Annotated in this window: 2 protein-coding genes; both read right to left on the bottom strand. The window is 71.0% G+C overall.

The features are described from left to right. On the bottom strand, positions 1 to 386 hold a 386-nt coding region (locus AB0D45_RS34840), incomplete at its 3' end, for an ABC transporter substrate-binding protein (RefSeq protein WP_362466731.1). A gap of 215 nt (positions 387 to 601) precedes the next feature. Further along, a partial coding sequence (locus AB0D45_RS34835; protein ID WP_362466728.1) for a GTP-binding protein occupies positions 602 to 1,551 on the bottom strand: 950 nt, incomplete at its 5' end.

Raw genomic sequence — 1,551 nt, 5'->3', positions numbered from 1 at the left:
GAGCCCTTGGACTTCACGTAGCCGTTGATCGACGGCGAGGGGCCGATGAAGCCGATGTCGAGAGAGCCGCCGTTGAGGGCTTCGATCTCGGACGGGCCGGCGTTGAAGGACTGCGGCTTGACCTTGGTGCCGTTCAGTTCCTTCTCGATCAGGCCTTCCTGGAGGCCGACCAGGGCGGTGGCGTGCGTCAGGTTCGGGAAGTACCCGATCCGGACCTCGGAGGCCGAGAGCTTCGGGCCGCCGTCGGCGGCGGCGTTGGCCGGCTTGTCGTCCCCGTGGGCGGGCTTGTCGGCCTGGGACCCGTAGCCGCAGGAGGCGAGGGCGCCGATCAGCAGCGGCAGGGCGGCGGCCAGCAGGGTCTTACGGGTGGAACCGGTGGCAGGCACGGGAGGGCTTCCTCTCGACGCGCCGTGGGATTACGGCGCAGGTCTTCGTCTGGTGAGCGAGGGCGGGTACGGCTCGTGGGGGGTGAGGGCGCGCATGCGGTGCGCGTACGTCATCGCGCACATCGCGCCACCCCTCCCTGGCCGCTGCCGAGGGCGCCGCTGCCCACGCGGCCGCCCTCCTTCGCGAAGGTGGAGTAGATGTCGCCGAGCATGATCTAGAAGTCCCACCCTTCGTCATCCGCCTGGACGGTGGTCTCGGCCTTGGAGGCGAAGGACTCGCCCGCCATGCCGGCCGCCAGGGTGGTGCCGTCGGCCGGGTCGATCAGCAGGAAGGACCCGGTGCGGCGCGAGTCGGCGTATGCGTCGAGCGCGAGCGGCTCGGCGGTGCGCACGACGACGAGGCCGATGTCGTTGGCCACCAGCTGCCCGGGGTTCGGGTGCTGCGACAGGTCGTCCAGCGTCAGCCGGGAGGGGATCTCCTTGACGATCGCCTTGACCGTGCGGGTGGTGTGCTTGAGCAGCACCCGCGCACCCACGGCCAGCGGCTGGTCGGCCACGTGGCAGACCGTCGCGACGACGTCCTGCGTGGTGGCCGGGGCGCTCGCGGCCGGCGCGATCAGGTCGCCGCGCGAGATGTCGATGTCGTCCTTGAGCCGCAGGGTCACCGACTGCGGCGCCCAGGCGATGTCCACGGACTCACCGAGGGCGTCGATGCCCTCGATGACCGAGGTGCGGCCGGACGGCAGGACGGTGACGGCTTCGCCGACGCGCAGGACGCCGGAGGCGATCTGGCCGGCGTAGCCGCGGTAGTCGGGGTGCTCGGCGCTCTGCGGGCGGATCACGTACTGCACCGGGAAACGCGCCGGGCAGGCGGTGAGGTCGTGGCTGACCGGAACGGTCTCCAGGTGCTCCAGCACCGTCGGACCGCCGTACCAGTCCATGTTGGCCGAGGGCTCCACGACGTTGTCGCCGGCCAGGGCCGAGATCGGGATCGCGGTGATCTCCGGGACGCCCAGGTCGGAGGCGTAAGCGGTGAACTCCTCGGCGATCTTCGCGAACACCGACTCCTGGTAGCCGACGAGGTCCATCTTGTTGACGGCGAGGACGACGTGGGGGACGCGCAGGAGGGCGGCGACGGCGGCGTGGCGGCGGGTCTGCTCGATGA

Source organism: Streptomyces sp. NPDC048352 (genome assembly GCF_040651895.1).
In the GTDB taxonomy this organism is placed as follows: domain Bacteria; phylum Actinomycetota; class Actinomycetes; order Streptomycetales; family Streptomycetaceae; genus Streptomyces.
This window is presented reverse-complemented; position numbering and strand designations above follow the sequence as displayed.